Here is an 18,364-nt window from a genome sequence, read left to right as displayed (position 1 = left end):
GCCGAAACCCGCGTCGCCCTCGGCCCCGCCCTCGCCACCCTCGACGAACGCGAACAGAAAATCCTCACCCTGCGCTTCTACGGCAACCTCACCCAGTCCCAGATCGCCGACCAGGTCGGCATCTCCCAGATGCACGTCAGCCGCCTGCTCACCAAGGCCCTGACGAAGCTGCGCACCCAGCTGGCCGCGGACGGCCTCTGATCGCCGGCTTCCCCGTCGCGAGGACGCCGGCCCGGTTCGGGCCGGCGTCCTTGTCTGCGCCTCCGGCCGTAGAGTGGCGGTCGTGACGGAAGCCGCGTGGGTCGAGCATGCCGTGTGGTGGCAGGTGTATCCGCTCGGCTTCGCCGGCGCGTACCCCGAGCACGACAACGGCGGACTCCGGCGGCTGGACGCCTGGCTGGACTACGCCATCGAGCTGGGCGCGTCGGGCCTGCTGCTCGGGCCGGTCTTCGCGTCCGAGACGCACGGCTACGACACCGTCGACCACTTCCGCATCGACCCGCGGCTGGGCGGCGACGACGACTTCGACGCCCTGGTCGGCGCCGCGCACGAGCGGGGCCTGCGCGTCGTCCTGGACGGCGTCTTCAACCACGTCGGCCGCGGGCACCCCGCGTTCCAGGACTACCTCGCGCACGGCGACGACTCGGCCCGCGCGCGCTGGTTCCGGGTGCGCGGGCGGGGGACGGACCACCCCGAGCTCGTGACCTTCGAGGGGCACGACGCGCTGGTCACCCTCAACCACGCCGAGCCCGCCGTCGCCGACTACGTCGCCGACGTGATGACCCACTGGCTGCGGCGCGGTGCCGACGGGTGGCGCCTGGATGCCGCGTACGCGGTGCCGCCCGGTTTCTGGGCGAAGGTGCTCCCCCGGGTGCGCGCCGAATTCCCCGAGGCGTACGTCTTCGGCGAGGTCATCCACGGCGACTATCCCACGATCGTCGGGATGTCCACGTTGGACTCGGTGACCCAGTACGAGCTGTGGAAGGCGATCTGGAGCTCCCTCGAGTCGGCCAACTTCTTCGAGCTGAGCTGGGCCCTCGAACGGCACAACGGGTTCCTCGACACGTTCGTGCCGCAGACGTTCGTCGGCAACCACGACGTGACCCGGCTGGCCAGCAGGCTCAGCGAGGAGCGGCACGTACCGCTCGCCGTCGCGGTGCTGCTGACCGTCGGCGGCACGCCCAGCATCTACTCCGGCGACGAGCAGGGCTTCCGCGGCGTGAAGGAGGACCGGGCTGGCGGCGACGACGCGGTGCGCCCGCCGTTCCCCGCCGGGCCCGCCGAACTCGCCCCGTACGGCCGGCCGCTCTACCGGGTCCACCAGGAGCTGATCGGGCTCCGGCGGCGCAACGCCTGGCTGCACCGGGCCCGCACGCGCACCCTGCACCTGACCAACGAGCAGTTCGTCTACGAGGCGTACGCCGACGGCCGGAGCCTGGTGATCGCCCTGAACGCGGCGAAGGAGCCGGCCACGGTCCCCGCCCCCGGCGGCGGCACGGTGGAGCTGGCCCCGGCCAGCTGGTCGGTGCTGACGCCCTAACGCCCGAGCGCCCGGGTGACGTCGCCGCCCGAGGGCCCGAAGGCGGTCAGGAACCTGTCCCGGAACTGGTCCATCGGCCAGACGGGCGCGGCCGGCGCGGGCCGGAGGCCGTCGGTCCAGTTCCAGCCGGCCACCCGATCCAGCACCGCCCTGTCCTTCGCGACGATGGTGATCGGCACGTCGTGGCTGGCCGTGTCGCCGACCACCATGGGCGACGGCTGGTGGTCGCCGAGGAAGACCATCACCGTGTTCTCGTCGCCGAACTTCTCCAGGTAGGACACGATCGTCGTCAGCGTGTACCGGATCGACCGGCTGTACTCGCGCTTCACCTTGGCCGGGTCCTTCCACACCGCCCCGGCCTTCTTGGCGTCCTTGCGGATCTGCTCGTAGACCGCGCCGTCGCCGACGTCCTCCCAGTCGATGAAGGTGGGGATCGGCGCCCACGGCGTGTGGCTCGACACCAGCGGCATCTCCACGAACAGCGGGGCGTGCGACGGCCCGTGCACGTTCTTCTGGAACCAGGAGAGCGTGTACTGGTCCGGCTGCGGCCCCCAGCCGAACTTCGGGCCGGCGTAGCCGGTGTTGCGGGAGTCGAAGACCCGGTTGTAGCCGTAGAAGTTGCCCTCCGGCCAGGCCCGGGTCGCGCCCGGCATCACGCTCATCGTGTCGAAGCCGGCCTTCTTCGACAGGCTGGTGAGGGTGAGCCGGTCGCTGGCGGTCAGGTTGCGGTAGCGCTTCTGGTTGTTGATCCACAGCCCGGAGAGCAGGGTCGAGTGGGCCAGCCAGCTGCCGCCGCCGAACGTCGGGGAGGTGAGCCAGCCGCTCTTCGCCGCATACCCGGCCTTGGCGAGCGTCTCCGTGCCCTCGTCGAGCACCTCGACCGTGCCCGCGTTCAGCACCGGGTCCTCGACCGCCGAGCGCCCGTAGCTCTCCACGAACGTGATCATGATGTCCTTGCCGCGCAGGCCGGTGAGCAGCTGGTCGGCGGGGGTGGCCGCGAACGCGTCGACCTTCACCTCGCGGGCGAAGATCTTCTCGTTGTTGATGCCTGCCTTCACGGAGTGCGCGCGGTCCCAGGCGTACAGGGCGCTGGAGCGGGCCGCGACCGGGATGTTGTTGAAGACCTGCACGCCGAGCAGGAAGCAGACCGTCCAGACGGCGGTGCCGGCGAGCGCCGTACGGGCGGTGGCCGTGCGGTGGCGCCCGGCCACCTTGGCCACCCGGACGGCGGCCAGGGTCATCAGCGAGAGCACGACGAGCGCCAGGAGCACGACCGCGACCAGGGCGCCGATCGCGCCGGCCCGCCCGAACGAGCCCTGGAGGAACTCCCGCGCGTCGTCCAGGAGGACCCAGTCGAGCACCGGGTCGAAGGGCCGCGCCAGCACCTTGTAGAAGCCCATGTCGAGCATCTTCTCGATGGTCAGCGCGCCCAGCCCGGCGCCGAGCACGCCGGCCACGATCCGGTTCCAGCGCCCGGGCAGGAACAGCAGCAGGCCGACGGCGACGAAGCCCTCGATCGGCAGGCGGGCGTAGGTGCCCGGCTTGTAGAGCCGGCTGATCACGTTCGGCATGATCAGCGCGGCCGCGATCAGCGCGAAGGCGCCGGTGGTCAGCGTCCGAGCGGCGATCCGGCGCACCCGCCCCGGCGCGGCGGGCACCTCGGCGGCCGGCTCGGGCCCGGCGGCCGGCTCGGCGACCGGGTCCGGCGCAACTGCCGGGTCCGCGCCGCTCACGGAGTCCGTGCCGCTCGCGGAGTCGGGCACGGGCGCGGAGTCGGGCACGGGCGCGGAGTCGGGCGCGGTGGCGGGGTCGGGCACGGGCGCGGGCGCGGTGGCGGGGTCGGGCGCCGGGTCGGGCTCGGTCGCGGTCGGGGTGGCCGGGCGGCGGAAGCGCGAGACCAGCGCGGCGCGGATCGAGACAGACAAGACGGGGCCCTCCTCCGGGACGTTCCGAGGAGAGACACGGATGCGGGACGGCAGGGGTTCAATGCCGCGCCCGCACGCCGGGAAGATCGGGTTGACACATTGGCGGGAGTCGATACAAGCTGACCTGCGACAAGGCCTGACATCGATGTCATCAGGGAGACTCGCATGCTCGGACGCCGTACCGCCGCCGCCCTTGCCGGGGTGGTGCTGACCGTTCCCATGGCCGTGGCCGCGCAGGCCGCCGCGGCGCCCCCGCCGCTGGTCGCCGAGCCCACGGCGTACGTGAACCCGCTCATCGGCAGCACCAACCTGGGCAACACCTACCCCGGGGCGGTGACCCCGTTCGGCATGCTGGCCTGGAGCCCGCAGACGTCGCGCGGCGACCAGCTCCGGACCCCCGCGCCCGGCGGCTACCAGTACACGGCCACCCGGATCCGCGGGCTGAGCCTCACCCACCTCAGCGGCGTGGGCTGCTCGGGCGCCAACGGCGACATCCCGATCATGCCGCACGTGGGCGCGGTCACCACCTCCCCGAGCGCGGACGTCACCGACGCCGTCTACGCCAGCTCGTTCTCGCACGCCAACGAGATCGCGAAGCCCGGTTACTACCGGGTCGGCCTGGACAGCGGCGCGACCGCCGAGCTGACCGCCACCCCGCGCACCGGGTTCGGCAGGTTCACCTTCCCCGCGGACAAGGCGGCCAGCCTGCTGTTCCGCACGTCGATGTCGGAGACCGGCAGCGAGGACGCGAGCGTCCACCTCGACCCGGCCACGCGTACGGTCAGCGGCTGGGTCAGCGCCGGCAACTTCTGCGGGCCGCAGAGCACGGACAACTCGCACGCGTACTACAGGCTGCACTTCACCGCGAAGCTCGACCAGCCGTTCGCGGCCACCGGCACCTGGCGGGACACCGCCGTCACCCCGGGCGGCACGGACGCGACCGGCGGCAGCGGCTACAGCGACGCCGGCCGGCCGAACCCGAACCGGGGCTCCGGCGGCTATGTCACCTTCGCGCCCGGCACCACCAGCGTCTCCATGCGGGTGGCGATCTCGTACGTGAGCCTCGCCGGCGCGGAGAAGAACCTGGCCGCGGAGTCGCCGGAGCGGCTGAGCTTCGCCGCGATCCAGGCGGGCGCCCGCGCGGGCTGGTCGCAGCGGCTGAAGAAGATCGGCATCGGCGGCGGCACCGAGGACCAGAAGACGACCTTCTACACGGCCCTCTACCACGCCATGCTCGAACCCACGCTGACCAGCGACGTCGACGGCAGCTACTACGGCGCCGACGACAATATCCACACGTTGTCCACAGGACAGAAGGCGCAATACGGGACGTTCTCCGGCTGGGACGTCTATCGCGCCCAGGTGCAACTGCTGGCCCTGCTCGACCCGAAGATGGCCGGTGACTACGCGCAGAGCCTGTTCAACTACGCCACCCAGCGCGACGGCGAGTGGGACCGCTGGCTCCTGCAGCACGGCAAGACCGCGGTGATGTCCGGCGACCCGGCCGCCGCCGCGGTCGCGGGCATGTACGCGTTCGGCGCCCGCGACTTCGACGTCCGGGGCGCGTACGACTCCCTGGTGCACGCGGCGACCGTCCCCACCGCCAACGACTCCAGCGACCGCGGCTGCAACGTCGAGTGCGTCGGCCAGCGCCCGTCCCTCGACAAGTACCTGACCCTCGGCTACGTCCCCGCCGAGAACTGCCACTGCTGGGGCGGCGCCGCCGAGACGCTCGAGGACTCCGCCGCCGACTACGGCATCGCCGAGCTGGCCAAGGCGCTGGGCGACGACGAGAACCACGCCGAATTCCTGCGGCGCTCGCACAACTGGCGCAACGTCTTCGACGAGAACGCCAAGGCCGACACGGGCCTCGAGCACAGCGTCCGCGAGCGGATCACCGAGATCCAGGCGAGCGCCGAGAACGCCCCCGACGAGGGCAAGGCGCAGGCCTTCGACGGCGACAAGGGCACCAAGTGGCTCACCTTCGCCACCACCGGCTGGATCCAGGCGAAGCTGAGCTCCCCGCTGACCGTCGACCGCTACGCGATCACCTCCGCCAACGACGTGCCCGAGCGTGACCCGAAGGACTGGGAGCTCCAGGGCTCGGCCGACGGCAGCACGTGGACGACCGTCGACACCCGCTCGGGGCAGAGCTTCACCAAACGCGGCCAGACCAGGGAGTACGAGGTCAGCGACCCGAAGCCGTACGCGTACTACCGGCTGAACGTGACCGCCAACGGGGGCGCGCCGATCGTGCAGCTCGCCGAGCTCGAACTGGCCGACCCGGCCGTGCCCACCCCGGTGCCCGGCGACGGCACCGCCGTCGGCTGGATGCGCGACCGCTACAGCGACGGGACCTGGGCCGAGGGCTTCAGCCCCTCCACCGAGAACGGCTTCGTCGAGGGCAGCAGCGCGCAGTACACCTGGATGGTCTACTCCGACGTGGTCACGCTCGCGCAGCGGATGGGCGGGAACAAAACCGCGATCGAGCGGCTGGACGGCTTCTTCCGCAACCCGGACGGGACGTTCGACCTGAGCGCCACGAAGAGCACGAGGTTCGACGCGACCAACGAGCCGGACATCCAGACGCCGTACCTGTACAACTACTTCGGGGCGGCGTACAAGACGCAGGAGACCGTGCGGGCGATCCTGGACGGCCTGTGGAGCAACGGCACCGGCGGCATCCCGGGCAACGACGACGCCGGCACGATGAGCGCCTGGTACGTCTTCTCCGCCCTCGGCCTCTACCCCACCGTGCCGACCCGTGCGGAACTGGCGTTGACCAGCCCGCTCTTCCCCCGCGCGGTGGTGCACCTGGGCAGCGGCAAGGACCTGGTGATCGAGGCGCCGCGTACCGACCCGAAGGCGATCTACGTCCAGAAGCTCACCGTCGACGGCCGGTCCACCACCAAGGGCTGGCTGCCCGCGTCGGCCGTGACCACCGGCGGCAAGCTCACCTACACCCTCGGTACGGCACCCAGCCTCACCTGGGGCAGCGGCCCGGGAGACGTCCCTCCGCAGAACTAGTTGCATAGCGGTTGCTATCGGCACGAGAGCGGGACAAGGTGTGCCCCGGCGAGGGATCGTCGGGGCACACCCGTGTTTGCCCGCCCCGCCGGTGGATACCGTGTGAGGCCGGAGCCGCCGGCCCGACACCGATGACGGGAGCCCCTCGACCCCATGCCGCCGACCGACGATCTGCCGAGCTTCCTGCACGGAGTCGCCCCGATCCTGGACCGCTGGGGCTACCTCGCGGTGGCCGGAGTGATCGGGGTGGAGAGCTTCGGGGTGCCCGCGCCCGGCCAGACGATCATGGTGGCGGCGGCCATCTACTCCAGCTGGGGACGCCTCGACATCTTCGCGGTCGCGGCGATCTCGTTCGTGGCGGCCGTACTCGGCGACAACATCGGCTACTGGATCGGGGTGCGCGGCGGACGCAAGGCGGTGCACCGGTTCGGCCGGTACATCTTCATCACGCCGGCCCGCCTGGAACGCGCCGAGAAGTTCTTCGCCCGGCGCGGCAACCGGATCGTCGTGGTGGCCCGGTTCATCGACGGCCTGCGGCAGCTCAACGGCGTGATCGCGGGCATCACGGCGATGCCCTGGCGGGCGTTCCTGCTCTACAACGCGATCGGCGCGGCGCTCTGGGTCGGCTGGTGGACCACGGTCGCGTACCTGCTCGGCACCCATCTCGTCGAGATCATCGATCAGGCGCACCGGTACAAGTGGTGGGCGATCGCGGCCGGCGTGCTCGCCGTGGGCACATACGTCTTCCTGCACGTGCGCCACATCCGCCGGCGCCGGGCCCGCGAGGCGCAGACCGTGGTCCAGGACTCTCAGGCCTGAGCGGGCGGACCGGGCAGGTCGTCGAGGAAGTCCCCGGTCGGCGCGAAGAAGAGCGAGCCGGTCAGCGGCGTCGAGAAGTCGAGGATGCGATCGTACGTGCCGTACGGCTCGCCCAGGAACATCCGGCGCAGCATCAGCTCCGGCACGTCGGGGCTGGCCGCGTACGCGATGTAGTAGGTGCCGAACTCCCCGGAGCCGGGCGATCCGAACGGCATGTTGTCCCGCAGGATCTTGAGCTCGTTGCCCTCGTGGTCCTCGACCACGTTCAGCCGCACGTGGGAGTTCGCGGGCTTCTCCGCCAGCTCGATGTTGTCGAGCTTGGTCCGGCCGATCACCGCCTCCTGCTGCTCGACCGTGAGCGCGTTCCAGGCCGCCATGTCGTGCACGTACTTCTGCACCAGCACGTAGCTGCCCCCGGCGAAACCGGGATCCTCCTCGCCCACCAGCACCGCCCGTTCCGCCGTCACGCCGGTCGGGTTCTCCGTGCCGTCGACGAAGCCGAGCAGGTCCCGCTCGTCGAAATACTTGAAGCCGTGCGTCTCGTCGACCACGTCCGCCGCGCCGGCCAGCCGCTGGACGATCTTCGTGGCCATCTCGAAGCAGACGTCGACCTGGCCGGCCCGCAGGTGGAACAGCAGGTCGCCCGGGGTGGCGGGGGCGGTGTGCACCGGGCCCTTCCACTGCCGGAAGCGGTGCAGGCCCGCGGGGCGCGGCCCGGCGAAGAGCCGGTCCCACAGGTCCGATCCGATGCCGGTGACGCAGGACAGCTGCGCGGCGGGGACCCGGAAGCCCACCGACCGCTGCAGGCCGCTGAGATCCTCCAGCAGCTCGCGTACGGTCTCCTCACCGCCCTCGCGGACGGTGGCAACCAGGAAGATGGCGGCGTCGGTCAGGGGCGCGAGCACCGCCTGCGACGTGACGGTGGGTCCGACTGATCTGGGCGCGGTCACGGACCGCAGCCTACGGGTCCGACCGCCATAATCGATGCCATGGCCACCATGGAGCGGTTCGCGTTCGCCGGGCGTACGTGCGTGATCACCGGAGCGGCGAGCGGCATCGGCGCCGCGCTGACGCTGGAACTCGCCAAGCGGCGGGCGGTCCTGGCGCTGGTCGACCGGGACGCCGACGGCCTGGCGCGGGTTTCGGCGCTGGCCCGCGAGGTCGGCGCCGGGGACGTCAGCACGTGGGTGGTGGACCTCTCCGACGGCGGCGACCGGCTCGACCTGGCCGCCGAGGTCGCCGCCCGGCACGGCGGCGCCGACCTGCTGATCAACAACGCGGGCGTGGTGCTGAGCGGCACCTTCGAGCAGGTCAGCATGAAGGACTTCGACTGGCTCATGGAGATCAACCTGCACGCCGTGGTGCGGTTGACGAAGGCCTTCCTGCCGCAACTGCTCGCGCGCCCCGGCTCGCACGTGGTCAACATCTCCAGCCTCTTCGGCCTGGTCGCGCCGCCGACCCAGGTCGCGTACGTGACCAGCAAGTACGCCGTCCGCGGCTTCTCCGAGGCGCTGCGGCACGAGCTGGCCGGTCGCCGGGTCGGGCTGACCGTCGTGCACCCCGGCGGCGTACGCACCAACATCGCCCGCAACGCCCGGATGAGCCTGCCCGACGACGACGGCGCGCAGGCCGCGCAGCACGAGCGGTTCACCGAGCGGGCGCTGACCCTGCCGCCGGAGGAGGCGGCGCGGCAGATCGTCGCCGCCGTCCAGGCCCGCAGGCCACGCCTGGTGATCACCCGGGCGGCGAAGCTGGCGGACCTGCTGGCCCGCGTCGCGCCCGGCCGCTACTGGTCCGTCATCGAGCGCGGGCTGCGCGGCAAGAACCTCTGACGGCCGCCGGCGCCCGTGTCGGCGCCGTGTCGGCCCGGTGTCAGCGGGCGCGCGCACGCTGGCGGCATGACAGAACTCGTGATCGAGGCGGAAGGCCTCGTCAAACGCTTCGGCAGCACCACGGCGCTGCGGGGCGTCGACCTCGCCGTGCGGCGCGGCACGGTGCTCGGCGTCCTCGGGCCCAACGGCGCCGGCAAGACCACGGCCGTACGCATCCTCTCCACCCTGCTCGTGCCCGACGCCGGCCACGCGCGGATCAGCGGCTTCGACGTCGTCCGCCAGGCCGAGCGGGTCCGCCAGGCGATCGGCCTCACCGGCCAGTACGCCTCCGTCGACGAGGACCTCACCGGCCGGCAGAACCTCGAACTCTTCGGCACCCTGCTCGACCTGGGCCGGGCCGGGTCGCGGGCCCGGGCCGTGGAACTGCTCGAGTGGTTCGGCCTCACCGACGCGGCCGACCGGCCGGCGAAGACGTACTCCGGCGGCATGCGGCGCCGGCTCGATCTGGCCGCGAGCCTGGTCGGCTCCCCCGACGTGATCTTCCTGGACGAGCCCACGACCGGGCTGGACCCGGCGAAGCGCGAGGACATGTGGGAGGTCGTCCGCACGCTGGTCGCACAGGGCGCGACGGTGCTGCTCACCACCCAGTACCTCGAGGAGGCGGACGCGCTCGCCGACGAGATCACCGTGATCGACCAGGGCCGGGTCATCGCGCACGACACGCCCGAGGGCCTCAAGCGGATCGTCGGCGGCCAGACCCTCGAGGTACGCCCGGACGACCCGGCCGACCTGGGGCGCGCCGCCGCCATCCTCTCCGGGGTCTCGTCGGGTGCGGCGGCCGACGAGATCCGCAAGGGCGTGCTGGCCGTACCGGTCGCCGGCGACGCCGCGCTGACCGAGGTCGTCGCCCGCCTGGCCGGCGCCGGCATCGCGGTCACCGAGCTCTCCCTGCACCTGCCGAGCCTCGACGAGGTGTTCTTCACGCTGACCGGCGCTCCCACGATCGAGAAGGAAGGGGTGGCGGCATGACCACCGTCGCCGAGGCCCGTACGCCCGCACCGCTGCGCCCCGCGCGGGCGGCACCGAATCCACGCCCGCTGCGGCTGTTGCGGCATTCCCTCGCGCTGGCCAAGCGCAGCCTGATCAAGATGTGGCGCACGCCCGAGGCGCTGATCGACGTCAGCCTCCAGCCGGCGTTGTTCCTGGTCATCTTCGTCTACATCTTCGGCGGGGCGGTGGCCGGCTCGACCCACGACTACCTCCAGTTCCTGCTGCCCGGCATCCTCGCCCAGACGATCGCCACCGGCTGCATCGCGATCGGCGTCAATCTGAACACCGACCTGGAGAAGGGCATCTTCGACCGGTTCCGGTCACTGCCGGTGCCCCGGTCCGCGCCGCTGCTGGGCGCGGTGCTGGGCGACATCGTCCGCTACGTCATCGTCACGATGGTGACCGTGGGTTTCGGCTACGTCCTGGGCTTCCGGATCACCACCGACCCGTTCAGCGCCCTCGCCGGCTGCCTGCTCGCCGTCCTGTTCGCGCTGTGCCTGAGCTGGCTGCCGGTCTACGTGGCGATGAAGGTGCGTACGCCCGGCGCCGTACAGGGCCTGATGTTCGCCCTGATCATGCCGCTGAGCTTCGCCTCCAACGTCTTCGTGGACACCGCCACGCTGCCCGGCTGGATGCAGGGCTTCGTGGACGTCAACCCGCTCACCCACCTCGTCGGGGCGGTACGCGGCCTGTTCCTCGGCGCGCCGATCGGCAATCACGTCTGGTGGACGCTGGCGTGGTGCGCGGGCCTGGTGGTGGTCTTCATGCCGCTGGCGTTGCGGGCGTACCGGAAAAAGGCGTCTTGACAGCTTTGCACCGCGGGTGAACCCTGGGACCCGTTTGATGCCCGGCCGCCCCCTCGGGGCGCCCGGGACATCGCGGGTCCTCGTGCGGCCCGCTTCCCCGCACGCGACCGTCCTTGACGGTTGCGCAGCTCAGTGCGCCCACGGACCGATTGGCCGGCGCAACATCGACATCGCACTAAATGAGTTTCTATCGATACATCTGCTGATTGGGCGGAAGGCGGCGGGGCACTGGCGGCGTGACGAAGTTCGTCGATGAAAGGACTCGCACATGCGACCGAACAAGCTCACCCAGGCCCTGCTCGCCGGCGCCGTCGCCCTCTCCGCGGTGCTGGCCACCGGGGTCTCCGCAGCCGCGGCGCCGGCCCCGGCGGCTCCGGCGGCCCCCCGGGCCACGGCCGGCACGATGACCTCGACGGTCACCGGCACCTTCACCGACGCGCTGGGCGGGACCGGGGCCGTGACCGGCACCTTCACCCCGACCCGGTTCGTGGCCCAGGGCCAGCGCCTGCTCGCCACCGGCACCCTGCACAGCGTCCTCACCGACTCGGCCGGCACCGCGGTCGGCACGACGGACACCACGGCCACCCTGCCGGTGCAGCTGCCCGGTGCCGGCGCCGCGGGCGCGCGGGCCGAATGTCCCGTCCTGGACCTGGTGCTCGGCCCGCTGGACCTCGACCTGCTCGGCCTCCAGGTGCACCTGAACCGGGTCGTGCTCGACATCACCGCGGTCTCCGGCCCGGGCAACCTGCTCGGCAACCTGCTGTGCGCGATCACCAACCTGCTGAACGGCGGCCTGCCGCTCCCGCTGCCGTTGCTCTCGAACCTGCTCAACCAGATCCTGGCGCTGCTGGCGCTGTAACCGCTCCGCTCAGTCGCCGGCGCCCAGCAACCTGTCCATCAGGTCGCGGATGAGCGCCACGGTGACGGCGACGGGCTCCTCGCGGCGCTCGTCGAGCACGGCACGACGGCGGTCCTCGTCACCGAGGGCCGCCGTCAGCCGGCCGTCGTCCCCCGGCGGCAGCAGCATGCTCATGGTGGCGCCGGCCCGGATCGCGAGCGCCCAGAGCTCACCCGCGGCGTCCGGGTCGCCCCGGTACGCGGCCAGCATCGCCCCGCCCATCGCCCACGCCCCGGCCAGCGGAATGTCCTGGGCGGACAGGGTGTCGTCGCGCGACCGGCGCAGCAGATCGGTCGCGTACGCGTCCGCGTGCGCCACCGGATGCTCCGCCGCCACGGTCAGGTACAGCACCGCGGCGGCCACCCGGAACATGATCCGCGGCTGCGGCATGGGGATCGAGAAGTCCCCGGTCATCCGGACCACCTCGTCGGCGCACGCGAGGGTCCCGGCGAAGTCGCGCCGCTGCCACGCGAGGTGGGCCAGGCCCAGGTACGCCTGCGCGGCGTCACCCTGCTCGGCCTGGTTCTCGCCGGCGCCCCGGGCGGTCACCGTCTCGCGCAGCCGCCGCTCGGCCTCCGCGTCGCCGTCCAGCGCCAGCCGGGCGTCGAGCATGATCCGCATCGAGCGGGCGTCCTGCTCGGCGCCGACCAGCTCCATGTGCCGGACGCTGCGGGCCATCCAGGTGACCGCGGAGTCGCGCCGCGCGCTGAAGGAGTGGCCGATCGCCTGGGCCGCCATCGCCATGCCCCAGTGGTCGCCCTCGGTGCCGAACAGCCCGTACGCGATCTCGGCGTCCGCCCTGGAGGCCTCGGGCATTCCACCGTTCTCGCGCATCACCGCGCGCATGAAAAAGCCGAAGGCCCGCACGTACGCGTCCGGGTGCCCGACGAGCTGCTCCGCGCCGCGCAGGTTCGCCTCGGCGTCGAACCGGTCGAAGCCGGGCATCGCCTCCGCCAGCGCCGCGTGCCGCCCGGAGACCTCCGCGCGGCGCTCGGTCATCAGCCGGGTCAGCGCCCGGCGGGCGAGCACCGTCAGCCGCACCGGGCCGGTGATCCCGGAGTTGACGCCCACGATCAGGCAGAGCCGGGCCAGCCGGTCCGCGTCCGGCAGCGGCCGCCCGGAGGCCCGGCCCCGGACGATCGCCGAACCCCGCCGCGCCACCGGGTCGTCCACGAGGAACAGCGTGCGCGCCCAGGTGGAGACCTCGAGGTGCAGGCCGCGGATGCTCCACAGCTGAAAGACCGCCGCCGCCAGGTCCACCGCGGCCCGGTCGTCTCCGTGCGCCACGGCCCAGCGCAGCGCGGCGACCAGGTTCTCCTGCTCCCGGGCGGTGGCGTCGAGGCTCTCCACCTGGCTCGGCCCGACGTGGCCGGAGGCGAGCTCGATCGCGCGGGCCCTGGCCCAGGACACCAGGCCGGCCATCGCGGCGTCGCGGTCACCGAGCCGCGCTTCGCCGTACTCGCGGACGGTCTCCAGCATCCGGTAGCGGGCCGGGCCGCCGTCGCCCTCCTCGAGGTTCAGCAGCGACTGCTCGACCAGGACGGCCAGCCCGCGCCGGACCTCGGGCGCGCCGGCGACCGCGGCCGCCGCCTCGGCGGTGAACGGCGCCGGGATCACCGCGAGCCGGGCGAAGAGGTCGCGGTCGGCCGGGGCGAGCAGCTCCCGGCTCCAGTCCACCATGGCCCACAGGCTCGCGTGCCGCTCGGGCAGCCCGCGCAGGGCGTCGTCCAGCAGCGCGAACCGGTCGCCGAGGCTGGCCAGCAGGTCGTCGATCGGCATGTGCCGCAGCCGGGCGGCGGCCAGCTCCAGGGCCAGCGGCAGGTGGTCGAGCCGCCGGCACAGCGCCAGCATCCGCTCGTCGTCCCAGGTCACCGCCGCGCCGCCGGCCCGCGCACGGCTCTCGAGCAGGCACAGCGCCTCGGCGTCGGGCAGGCTGTGGAGCCGGTACACCGCCTCGCCCGCCAGGCCCAGCGGCGCCCGGCTGGTGGCCAGCAGCGCCAGGCCCGGCCCCGCGGCGGCGAGCAGGTCGGCGACCACGACGGCGGCGGCGTCGAGCACGTGCTCACAGTTGTCCAGCACCAGCAGGCCGTCCAGCTCCGGGGCGACCATGCGCAGCCGGTCCCTCGGCCCCAGCACCCGCCGGTCCAGGCCGATCGCCGACGCGCCGCCGGCCGTCTCCGCGCCGCCGAGCGCGGCCAGAACCACGGGCAGGACCTCGGCCGGGGTACGGACACCGGCGAGCTCGACCACCCGGACCGGGCCGGTCGCCCGCCGGGCCACCTCGGCGGCGAGCCGGGTCTTCCCCGCGCCGCCGGTCGCCACGACGGTCACCAGCGGCGCCTCGGCCAGCAGGCGCTCGACGGCCGCCGCGTCGCCGTCCCGGCCGATCAGCGCGGTGCCCGGCCGGCGCCACGAGCCGGGCATGGTCACCCGCGCCGGACGGGCGGCGGGGAGCCCGGCCGTCAGCTCCCCGCGGATCAGGGCGAGATGCACGGCCGCGATCACGGCGGACGGGTCGGTGCCGTACCGGTCGGCCAGCTCGGCGCGGAGCCGCTCGATGGCCTCCATCGCCTCGGCGTCGCGGCCCTGGGCGGCCAGCACCCGCACCAGCAGCGCCACGGCGGGCTCGTCGGGCGGGGTACGGGCGGCGAGCCGGCGCAGGTCCACCTCGTCGTACGCCCCGGCACCGGCCAGCGCCGCCTCGGCCCGCACCGCGGCCACGTCGCCGAAGAGCCGGACGGCCTCGTCGTCGGCCAGCTCGGGCACCTCGGGGAACAGCGCGCGGGCCGCATCCGCGTCGCGCCGGGCACTCCGCGGGTCGCCGGCCCCCAGGGCGGCGCGGGCCCGGTCGGCCAGCGCCCGGGCCGCGACGACGTCACTCTCCACCCGGTCGGGCGGCACCCGGTAGCCGCCGGGCCCGGCCACGACCGGCACCCCGAGACGGCGTACGCGGGAGATCAGCGCCTGCACGGCCCCGCCGGCGTCCTCCGGCGGCGCACCGTGCCAGACCGCGTCGGCCAGCCCGGCGGTCGAGACGGCCCGGCCGCGCGCGCCGACGAGCTCGCGGATCACCGCGGCGAGGCGCTCGCCCCGCACGGGTTGCCCGTTCACGGCCAGCGGGCCGAGCGTCGTGATCCGCACCTGCACAGTTATAGCCGGAGGAGGTCACCGCCCCGGGCCGCGGCCGGTCAGTCGAAGGACGCGTACCGCTTGCGGTTCTGGCCGCCGATCGTGGTGAAGTCGCCGCCCGCGCCGAGGGCGCCCCGATTGCGGTCGACGGCCAGCGTACGCACCCCGATGATCCCGTTGGCCTGCGGCGCCCAGCCGGTCAGCGCCCCGCCGGAGCTGATCGCAGCGAGCTTGACCCGCGCGACCGAACCGTCGGAGCAGGCGCCGTGCGCGCCGTTGTGGACCGTGGTGCAGGCCCGGTCGAAGTGGCCGCCGACGTAGATCGTCCCGCCCAGCGACGCGATGGCCACCGCGTCGCCGTCGAAAACCCGCTGCCAGCGCATCCCGCCGCCGGAGCCGTACGCGATCGCCCGGCCGCCCTGCCCGCCGGTGGCCGCGTACACCCCGGCGGAGTCGGTGGCCAGCCCGTTGACCTGGGCCGGAGCCGTGGGCAGGAAGCCCCGGTCGACCGCGCCGCCGGACGGGCCGACCGCCGCGATGCGCAGGGTCCGGCTGACCCCGTTGACCTTGTGGAACGCGCCGCCGAGGTAGACGCGTGCGCTCGTCACCGCGAGGGCGTGCACGGAGTCGTCGGCGCTGGGCCGCCAGCCGCCGTCGAGGGCGCCGCTGGAGAGCGAGAACGCCGCGGCGTTGCGCCGGGTGCTGCCGTCCACGGCGGTGAAGCTGCCGCCCGCGTAGAGCCGTCCGTTGCCGGCCGCGAGGGCGTACGGCACGCCGCTCACCCGGTGCGAGAAGGAGCCGACCGCGCCGGACGCCGCGTCGATCCGGGCCAGGTTGTCGCGCGACGAGCCGGAGACCTTGGTGAAGTCGCCGCCCGCGTACACCGCGGAGCCGCTGATCGCGAGGGCCCGTACCGTGCTGTTGGCGGTGGGCGACCAGGCCAGCATCGCGCCCGAGCGGGCGTCGAAGGCGGCGAGGCGGGCGCGCGGGTAGTTGCGGCCGCCCCACGCGACGCTGGTGAACGAACCGCCGACGTAGACGGTGCTGCCGCGGTACGCGATCGCGTACACGGAGCCGTTGAACAGCGGTGCCTTGTCGGGAACGGCGCTCACCGCGAGGGCGGGCGCACTGCCGGCGGCGACGAGGGTGGTGGCGGCGACGGTGGTCAGCAGTGCCCTGCGGGCAAAGTGGATAAAGCGCACATTTCAATCAACCATCCCGGCTGGGCGAAAGTCTCGCCGCCGCGCCGTCCCGGTCCGTGGAGAGCGGGACGGCGTCCTCGACCTCCACCGGCTCCCCGGCGGTCAGCTGTTCCTCGTCCCGCGTCCGCAGGCCGAGCAGTTCCAGCCACTCGAGCAACTGCCGGTGCACGGCGTCCGGCCCGATCAGGCCGGCCTGCGTGATCTGCCACTCGGCGGGGTGCACCAGCATGCCCTCGGTCTGCCAGCCGCCGAGGCCGCCGTGCGAGCCGACCAGTTCCTCGAAGGCCGACACCTCGCTGGTCACCGGGTCGACGGCACTGATCAGCACCAGGTCGCCGACGTGCCGGGCGTCCTGGTGGCGCAGCAGGTCGCCGCGCGCGTGCGGGCCGTACGGCAGCAGCGGATCCTGCCCCTCGACCGCGCCGTCCACCAGCCGGTGCGAGCCGGCGGCGCCGTACGCGACCGGCCCGTCGCCCTCCCGCACCACCACCAGGCCGATGCCGGGATGCCCGGCCAGCCCGCCGATCAGCTGCGGATAGACGGCGTCGATGCGCTCCCGGTCGAGCCGCTCACGGAAGCGCGTGAAGTAGACCAGGGCGAGGTTGCCGGAGGGAACCACCAGCACCGGCGCGACCGGCGAGCGCCGCACCTCGGGTTCCTTGGGCGCCTCCCGCTCGGCGAGGGCGGACGTGGCCTCGGCGGGGTCGGGCGCGCAGAACCGGGCGACCGCGGCCTCGAGGGTCTCGCCGTGCCGCTGCCGGAACGTCGGCCCCTGACTCTGACCGTGGTCGGAGAGGACCACGATCCGATACGCCCGCGCCGCCTCCGGCCCCAGCCTCTCCAGCACCCCGAGCATCCGGTCGAGGCTCTCCAACTGGAGCATCGACTCCGGCCGGGCGGGACCCGCGTGGTGGGCCACCTCGTCGTAATCCACCAGGTCGCAGTAGACCACCGGGGCGCCGCGGGCCATCTGCTCCGCCACCAGCGACACGTTGACGTCCCGGAGCAGGATCGAGGCCGGCCGCAGCGCCAGGAAGACCCCGGACCGGCTGACCCGCGGTTGCAGGTTGCGGCGGCGCTGCAACCGCGCCTGGTGCAGCTCGGTGAACACCTCGCCGACGCCCAGCACCAGCGCCCGGGTGAAGCCGAACGGGCTGGCCATGAACGCCGCCCAGCCGCGGGCCGAGCGGCCGGGCAGCGCGGCGTGGCTCACCGTCAGCAGGCTGATCGTGGCGTCGCCGGAGAACGCGTTGCCGATGCTGACCCCGCCGTCGCGCAGCAGGCCGCGGCCGTCGGAGAGGCGCGGCTCGATCACCGCGGCGTCCCGGGGCCGGTTGGAGACCATCACCTTGCCGGTTTCCTTCTCGAACCAGCGGAAGCCGGGGATCTCGCGGGCGGAACCGTGCAGGATGCCCGCCTGGGCGGCCGGGGTGGTCGACGGCAGGCCGGTGTGCCAGCCGCGCATCGAGTGCGTGCCCGACCGCAGCCAGCGGCCGATGGTCGGCAGGTTGCCGGCGCGTACGGCCCAGCGCAGCACCGGCTCGCTGACCCCGTCGAGCTGGATCACCAGCAGGCCGGGCTCGGTGCCGGGCGGCGGACGGCGGAGGGTGAGCAGCCGGGCGCCGTCCTGCCGGGCCTGCCGCCTGCGGATCCCCCGCATCAGCCGCTTGGCTTCCTTGAGGAACGTGTCCTCGGTGCCGCTGTCGACCATCCAGTCGAAGATCGCCGCGCAGACGACGGCGAGCAGGGCCGCGACGCCGACGGTCGGCCAGCCGCTGAGCCGCTTCGACGGGTCCAGTTCGAGCGCCACGGCCATGACGATGACCTGGGCCACCACGCCGAGCAGCATCGCGCCCCAGCCGCCGAGCGCCGTCACGCCGGCCAGCAGCAGCGGGCGCAGCACCGCGCCGACGACGGCCACCTGCACGACCAGGCCCATGGTGTCGACCACGTCGGTGGCGCGCACGCCCGGCATCAGCCACAGGGTCACGGTGAGCACCACGAAGGTGGTCACGCCGTTGCGCAGGACCGCCCGTATCCGGTCGAGGACACGCGGCCAGGCGAAGAGCGCGCGCAGCTCGGCTCCGCGGCTTCCCCCTGGTTGTACGGCCACCGGCACACGATCGCACAGCCGGG

General features: G+C 73.2%; 13 protein-coding genes. 8 read left to right on the top strand and 5 right to left on the bottom strand.

What is annotated here, in order from left to right; genetic code table 11:
* Positions 1 to 201: sigma-70 family RNA polymerase sigma factor (locus tag CLV70_RS16035; RefSeq protein ID WP_146164077.1), on the top strand; the 201-nt coding region annotated here is incomplete at its 5' end.
* A gap of 82 nt (positions 202 to 283) precedes the next feature.
* Entirely contained in the window at positions 284 to 1,540 is a 1,257-nt protein-coding gene (locus CLV70_RS16030) for an alpha-amylase family protein (RefSeq protein ID WP_106127316.1), read from the top strand.
* Here CLV70_RS16030 and CLV70_RS16025 read toward each other — a convergent pair.
* Positions 1,537 to 3,465 carry a sulfatase-like hydrolase/transferase gene (locus CLV70_RS16025; protein ID WP_245908255.1) on the bottom strand — a complete coding sequence of 643 codons (1,929 nt, stop codon included), beginning with the start codon at positions 3,463 to 3,465 and terminating at the stop codon, positions 1,537 to 1,539. The two genes, CLV70_RS16030 and CLV70_RS16025, sit on opposite strands and share 4 nt — an antisense overlap.
* A gap of 165 nt (positions 3,466 to 3,630) precedes the next feature.
* Here CLV70_RS16025 and CLV70_RS16020 point away from each other — a divergent pair, with 165 nt between their 5' ends.
* Positions 3,631 to 6,492: a GH92 family glycosyl hydrolase gene (locus tag CLV70_RS16020; RefSeq protein WP_106127260.1), complete on the top strand. Its 2,862-nt coding sequence runs from the start codon at positions 3,631 to 3,633 to the stop codon at positions 6,490 to 6,492.
* A gap of 153 nt (positions 6,493 to 6,645) precedes the next feature.
* A complete protein-coding gene (locus CLV70_RS16015; protein WP_106127259.1) occupies positions 6,646 to 7,311 on the top strand; it encodes a DedA family protein in 666 nt (221 codons plus the stop codon).
* Here CLV70_RS16015 and CLV70_RS16010 read toward each other — a convergent pair.
* Positions 7,302 to 8,261, bottom strand: a complete 960-nt coding sequence (locus CLV70_RS16010) for a Dyp-type peroxidase (protein WP_106127258.1) — start codon at positions 8,259 to 8,261, stop codon at positions 7,302 to 7,304. The two genes, CLV70_RS16015 and CLV70_RS16010, sit on opposite strands and share 10 nt — an antisense overlap.
* A gap of 39 nt (positions 8,262 to 8,300) precedes the next feature.
* Here CLV70_RS16010 and CLV70_RS16005 point away from each other — a divergent pair, with 39 nt between their 5' ends.
* The 4 genes from CLV70_RS16005 (at position 8,301) to CLV70_RS40415 (ending at position 11,858) form a co-directional block, all read left to right on the top strand.
* Complete coding sequence (locus CLV70_RS16005; RefSeq protein ID WP_245908254.1) at positions 8,301 to 9,143, top strand: SDR family NAD(P)-dependent oxidoreductase; 843 nt, start codon at positions 8,301 to 8,303, stop codon at positions 9,141 to 9,143.
* 66 nt (positions 9,144 to 9,209) lie between these two features.
* Positions 9,210 to 10,172, top strand: coding sequence for an ATP-binding cassette domain-containing protein (locus CLV70_RS16000; protein ID WP_106127257.1), 963 nt, complete (start codon positions 9,210 to 9,212; stop codon positions 10,170 to 10,172).
* Complete coding sequence (locus CLV70_RS15995) at positions 10,169 to 10,999, top strand: ABC transporter permease (RefSeq protein WP_106127256.1); 831 nt, start codon at positions 10,169 to 10,171, stop codon at positions 10,997 to 10,999. Before CLV70_RS16000 ends, CLV70_RS15995 begins: the two co-directional genes overlap by 4 nt.
* Before the next feature lie 268 nt (positions 11,000 to 11,267).
* Positions 11,268 to 11,858, top strand: a complete 591-nt coding sequence (locus tag CLV70_RS40415; RefSeq protein ID WP_211303777.1) for a hypothetical protein — start codon at positions 11,268 to 11,270, stop codon at positions 11,856 to 11,858.
* Positions 11,859 to 11,867: 9 nt separating this feature from the next.
* On the opposite strand, the gene CLV70_RS15985 is transcribed toward CLV70_RS40415, so the two are convergent.
* From CLV70_RS15985 to CLV70_RS15975, 3 genes are read right to left on the bottom strand one after another with little or no spacing between them, the layout of a single operon-like run.
* Entirely contained in the window at positions 11,868 to 15,038 is a 3,171-nt protein-coding gene (locus CLV70_RS15985) for an ATP-binding protein (RefSeq protein ID WP_106127314.1), read from the bottom strand.
* Positions 15,039 to 15,085: 47 nt separating this feature from the next.
* A complete protein-coding gene (locus CLV70_RS15980; protein WP_245908253.1) occupies positions 15,086 to 16,228 on the bottom strand; it encodes an NHL repeat-containing protein in 1,143 nt (380 codons plus the stop codon).
* Between the two features lie 7 nt (positions 16,229 to 16,235).
* The gene (locus tag CLV70_RS15975; protein ID WP_106127312.1) at positions 16,236 to 18,341 is read right to left on the bottom strand and encodes an alkaline phosphatase family protein; all 2,106 of its coding nucleotides are present in this window, start codon (positions 18,339 to 18,341) and stop codon (positions 16,236 to 16,238) included.
* Positions 18,342 to 18,364 lie beyond the last annotated feature (23 nt).

This window comes from Pseudosporangium ferrugineum (genome assembly GCF_003002065.1).
In the GTDB taxonomy this organism is placed as follows: domain Bacteria; phylum Actinomycetota; class Actinomycetes; order Mycobacteriales; family Micromonosporaceae; genus Actinoplanes; species Actinoplanes ferrugineus_A.
Note: the sequence above shows the minus strand (reverse complement) of the source record. Positions and strands in the feature narration are given on the sequence as shown.